Origin of the sequence: Paenibacillus sp. E194 (assembly GCF_000935845.1) — a bacterium.
In the GTDB taxonomy this organism is placed as follows: Bacteria; Bacillota; Bacilli; order Paenibacillales; family Paenibacillaceae; genus Paenibacillus_B; species Paenibacillus_B alvei_B.
This window is the reverse complement of record NZ_JMDX01000330.1, coordinates 1-5,276: the sequence shown is the minus strand read 5'-3', so window position 1 is coordinate 5,276 and position 5,276 is coordinate 1. Positions and strand designations below refer to the sequence as shown.

Sequence of the window (5,276 nt, the reverse complement as noted above, 5' to 3'; positions counted from 1 at the left end):
TTCAAGTTTGTCATGCATAAATATATAATATTTTGTATTTATATAGTATAGTGTATATTGACTAGCAACTATTACATAAAGAAAGTAGTGTTGGAAATTGAATCTTTTCTTCACGTATTTACTAGCGGGGCTTGCCGTTGCAATGCCTGTAGGTGCAATGACCGTTGAAATGACGAAGCAAGGGATGAAAAAGGGATTTATGCATGGCTGGGCCGTTGGATTAGGTGGAATGACCATTGATTTTCTATTAATCGTTGCCTTATATATGGGCTTGGCTTCCGTGCTTGCCATCCCTTTTATTCAAATCCCTATGTGGCTTATCGGAGCATGCTTTTTTGATTTATTTAGGCTATGATTCCATCAAAAACTCGGATCAAGGCATTACATTGGCTGGCGATAAACCGAACACATCATTTTTCAGTTCCTACCTAAATGGACTGCTCGTCGCTATATCGCCAGGTAACCTTGTGTTTTGGATTTCCGTTTTTGGTGCGGTATTATCCGATTCGTATGATACGACACAACCGACAAAATTCCTGATCGTAGGTGCAGGAATATTAGCTGGTATCCTCCTCCATGATGTTGGGTTGCTTGCCATTGTGGCGGTCACGAGAAGAGTCATGAGCCGGACTATGATTAAGAGGATGTCTATCGTCGCAGGACTGATTTTATTTGGGTTCGCGGGGTATTTCTTATATGAGTTTATAGTAGCAATTCAAGGAATACTGTAACAAAACCTAGAGCTGTTAGGGCTCTAGGTTTTTTGCTTTTGTATATAGAAGGATGTGTTTTATTTCTGAAATGTCGACTCATTGAAGCGAGTATGACTATTTCTCCTGAAGTGTGCTCCTTTTACATGCTTCAGATGGGCGACGATTATGAAGGAAACGATGACAAGCAAAAACCATGAGCTGAATTTCCCCCACTTTACGAGATTCCAGCCGTTTGTCTGATGTGGATAATACCATGCGCCCAAGAAAGTCCCGATGTTTTCAGCCACCCATATAAAAAATCCGATTAAGAAGAACGACAGGACAAGCGGCATTCTTCGTGTCACGCCCAATACGGTATATTCGACGTAGGTTCTAAAGAAGATGACGAATAGCAAAATCACCAAAAGCCAGCGCAAATCGTATATGAAGTGATGAGTCATGAAGTTGAAGTAAATCGCAGCGCCTAGCGGAATCGTAAACCAAGCAGAAGGGTACCGATTTACTTTGACCTGCAGTCGTCGCCACGCTTGACATAAGTAACTTGCCACACTTGCATACATGAATCCGCTATATAGAGGAACACCAAGTACTTTAGACCATCCGTCTTCCGGATAAGCCCATGACCCCATGTGGACTTTGAATATTTCAAGTGCAAGCCCGATCAAATGGAACACACAGATTACTTTACATTCATCCATTGTTTCTAGCCCAAACCGGATCATTAGAACCTGCGCCAAGATACAAGCAAGCAATAGAAAATCATAGCGGTGCATGAATGGAATCTCAATGACCTTCGTGAGTGCCAACATCGCGAAAATATAAGCGGGGAACAAGCAGGACATTGCCTGCTGCCAGCCAAAATTGAGGAATGATTTTAATTTAAAAAGGTTATTCATAGTTATCTCCTACCTTGTGTTCGTGAAAAATGAAGTTTGAACAGTTATACGAGGTGTCTTATTAGGTATTATCCTATTCAAAAATATGCTTTTAGTCAATAAAAATTATTGTTATACAATAAAAATTATTGCTAAAGTTGATGAATGTGTATATTCGATATGGTATAAATTTCTCAAAAAAAGGGTTGATAAGAATGAACAGTGGTGTGGTTGTTTCGATGAAGATAAGGGGAGGAGTTCGAATTTTTTGAATAGAAATGAGCGTTAATTTTAACTTCCAACTTATTAGGCCGAATATGGATGCAAACAGAGGTGTTCCGTATGGGGGTATCGTTATGCTCGGTCTTGTTCATAAAGCCAGGCCACTCCTGCAAAAGAAAGGTACTGCTTCTTTTCTAGATGAATTGTTCAGATACTAGTCAGTAAATGATATGGAATAAGGAGAAAGTAAAATGCCCCGCTCCCTTCATGAAAAGAAGAGAACGAGGCATCATGTTAATGTCTTAATGAAAATCACGGAACAAACCAATAACTTTGCCCAGAATCGTTACACTTTGTAAGCGAATCGGTTCATAGGTTGGATTCTCAGGCTGCAAGCGGATATGATCCTTCTCACGATAGAAAGTCTTAACCGTTGCTTCATCATCTTCAGTCATGGCTACCACGATATCACCGTTGTTCGCTGTCTGCTGCTGACGCACGATGACAAAGTCGCCATTATGTATACCAGCCTCAATCATACTATTACCCATGACCGACAACATAAATACATTCTCGTCATCTCCCACCATATGCATAGGAAGAGGGAAGTAATCTTCAATATTCTCTGTTGCGGTAATTGGCTCGCCTGCAGTTACTTTCCCAACGACTGGCACGCGTGCGAAGGAACGAGAGAAGTCTGTTGAACGTTCAGATTGATCATGGCTGAGCAGTTCAATAGCACGAGGCTTCGTAGGGTCACGTCGAATGAATCCCTTCTTCTCGAGTCTATCAAGATGACCGTGAACAGTGGAACTGGATGCTAGACCAACGGCTTCGCCTATTTCACGAACAGAAGGCGGATAACCTTTAGCTCGAACTTCATCACGTATAAAATCAAGGATAGCTTGTTGACGACTTGATATTTTAGACAAGGGTATCAACTCCAATGAATACTCTTTTGACAAAATTATACCACAGAACCTCCGTTCGTACAAACATAAGTTCTAAAGATTCTGATGAAAAAGATTGTGAGAAGATCGTAAATTACGAGAGAGAGCCAGGAGAGAGTTAGATGAGACTAAATGCTTATTTTCGATAATACAAAAAGGGGAACGAACGTTCTAGAAATATATTGACTCAAACGTGTGTTCGTGTTAGATTGATTATACAAGATAACAGAACAAGTGTTTGGGAGATGAGTCATTTATGATGTATACAACATATCGTTCAATTTATAAGGTGTCGACAACAGCTTCACAACCTATCCAGAAGAAGCGTTTGTTTCCTTTACGTGTTCGATTCATCATGAGCCTGATTGTATTGTTGTTCATTACTTGTGGAAGCATTGTTCAAGCGCTTGGCATGGATGATAGCCAAACGGAAATTGTAAATGGAGCTGCTGTGGAACGCGTACTTGTTCAACCTGGAGATACACTCTGGGGGATTGCATCCTCTTATAAGCCAGAACATACGGATATACGTCAGTTTATATATGAAATCGTTGAGATGAATCAATTCAAAGGTGATATCTTACCGGCAGGAGAAGTATTGCTCGTTCCGATCCGGTGAGTCGGGGCATTGTCGAATATACGGTTGAGAAGCTTTGCATTCCTATACATAAGAGCAGACGGTTGGAGGCCCGAAGAGGCCTCTTTTTTGCAATATAAGAGCTTTGTTGCTGCTTGCTTGACAAGCTGTTACCTCCATGTCAAAGTAGAACATATGCTTACACACATGGAGGTACCTGATGAATATCGACAAGCTTATTGCACGAATTAATGAATTGGCTCGCAAACATAAGACAGTTGGGCTGAGCGATGAGGAAATGGAAGAACGCGCGAAACTGCGCGAGGAATATTTGGTTCTATTCCGAAAGCAGGTACGCAATCAATTAGACACTATTCGCTATGTAGAAGATGAAGAAGGAACAGATAACTCTGGTTCGAACGGGATCGTTCATTAAATGAACCTTCATCGATAACGATGGATTCACATTATTCGTTTACTATACAGGGGGTTGCGAATTCATGTCTCGCAGTTGGGAACGTAAAGTCCGTCAAAATAGTGAAAAGTTAAACAAACAGCGAATGAAGCAAGGCAAGCCGACGTTCGCTGCTGGCAAGCCTGCGCACGAAGAATTTAAAGGACGCAGCTTCATTATGCCAATCGCTTTAATCGCCTTCGCCATTATATATGGATTGTTGGGCGGTATCATTACGGACAATCAATATCCAACTCTATATTGGATCACGATCGTGTGTTACGTCGGATTGGGAATTATATTATTCCTGAGAAGACCATTTCTTCGTGTTGGAGCAGGCGAGGTATCAACGATTCGCTGGAATCGCCTCCGTACTTTGTCTACAAAGGATATGAAGAAGATTGCGATCCAACCTGGTTATGTTGTTATTGAGCACACGGGGAAAGGTGCGAATTGGATTTTCTCGCGAATGCTGAATCGATATGATACGAATGCAATGGGGGAACGACTTCGTTCCTTCGCAAATCAACATCAGATTGAATTCGAAGATACATCGAAGAAAGACTCGAACAAATAAAGAAATCCGATATCGTAATTTAGAGGATTCGTTATCATTGTCGCTGTGATGGGAGAGATGAAACTTGGCTATTCGTGCTGTACTGTTCGATCTGGATGATACTTTGTTATGGGATGAGCGTTGTGTTGAGGAAGCTTTTGCTGCAACTTGTAAATACGCGCAAGATAAGACTGCGGTCAATGCAGAACAATTGGAAGTCTTTGTTCGCCAAGCCGCTCGTGAATTGTATGCCTCTTATGAGACCTATCCTTTCACACAGAACATTGGGATTAATCCCTTTGAAGCGCTGTGGGGGAGATTCGCTGAGGGAGAACATCCTGAATTTCGCTTGTTGGAACAGCTTGCGCCGATGTATCGACAATCTGCATGGACACAAGGTCTTCAAGCCGCTGGTCAACCTAATGATGCATTAGGTGCCGAGCTGGCGGAGCGATTTATGAGTGAACGTCGTTCTCGTTCGTATGTGTACGATGAGACATATGAGGTGCTGCGGCAATTGATTGCGCAATATCCACTTTTGTTGTTAACGAACGGATCGCCTGATTTGCAGCAGGAGAAGCTGAATGGAGAGCGTGAGCTTCTATCCTATTTCGATCATATCGTTATCTCCGGACATCATCCCAAAGGGAAGCCTGATCCAGAGCTGTTCAAGCACACGATGTCATTGCTAGGAATCGAACCGCATGAAGGGATCATGATTGGCGACAAATTAACGACGGATATTCAAGGCGCGCAGAATGTTGGTATGCATCATGCGTGGCTGAACCGCAAAGGCGTTGAATTGTCCGGCAATATTCATCCTGAGTATACGATTGCAAGCTTGCGTGAAATTGAGCAAATTATTGATGAGATAAATTCGAAGGAATCATAATTGGCGGGGATGTAATTACTTACTCCGCGTGTATGAC

At 42.0% G+C, this 5,276-nt stretch carries 6 protein-coding genes and 1 pseudogene; 5 read left to right on the top strand and 2 right to left on the bottom strand.

Annotation, left to right across the window (positions count from 1 at the left end; translation table 11 throughout):
• Positions 1-97 precede the first annotated feature (97 nt).
• Positions 98-731, top strand: a pseudogene (locus AZ66_RS26545) (LysE family translocator).
• Between the two features lie 59 nt (positions 732-790).
• On the opposite strand, the gene AZ66_RS26540 reads toward AZ66_RS26545, so the two are convergent.
• Positions 791-1,609 (bottom strand): DUF817 domain-containing protein, encoded by an 819-nt coding sequence (locus AZ66_RS26540; RefSeq protein ID WP_044357646.1) that lies wholly within the window; start codon positions 1,607-1,609, stop codon positions 791-793.
• 503 nt (positions 1,610-2,112) lie between these two features.
• Positions 2,113-2,742, bottom strand: coding sequence for a transcriptional repressor LexA (gene lexA, locus AZ66_RS26535; protein ID WP_021261359.1), 630 nt, complete (start codon positions 2,740-2,742; stop codon positions 2,113-2,115).
• 274 nt (positions 2,743-3,016) lie between these two features.
• Here lexA and AZ66_RS26530 point away from each other — a divergent pair, with 274 nt between their 5' ends.
• From AZ66_RS26530 to AZ66_RS26515, 4 genes are all read left to right on the top strand, one after another.
• Entirely contained in the window at positions 3,017-3,379 is a 363-nt protein-coding gene (locus tag AZ66_RS26530; RefSeq protein WP_044357645.1) for a LysM peptidoglycan-binding domain-containing protein, read from the top strand.
• Between the two features lie 178 nt (positions 3,380-3,557).
• Positions 3,558-3,773, top strand: a complete 216-nt coding sequence (locus tag AZ66_RS26525) for a DUF896 domain-containing protein (protein ID WP_021253916.1) — start codon at positions 3,558-3,560, stop codon at positions 3,771-3,773.
• A 64-nt stretch (positions 3,774-3,837) separates the two neighbouring features.
• Positions 3,838-4,368, top strand: coding sequence for a hypothetical protein (locus AZ66_RS26520; RefSeq protein WP_021261357.1), 531 nt, complete (start codon positions 3,838-3,840; stop codon positions 4,366-4,368).
• 64 nt (positions 4,369-4,432) lie between these two features.
• Positions 4,433-5,239, top strand: a complete 807-nt coding sequence (locus tag AZ66_RS26515) for an HAD family hydrolase (protein ID WP_044357644.1) — start codon at positions 4,433-4,435, stop codon at positions 5,237-5,239.
• Positions 5,240-5,276: the final 37 nt, after the last annotated feature.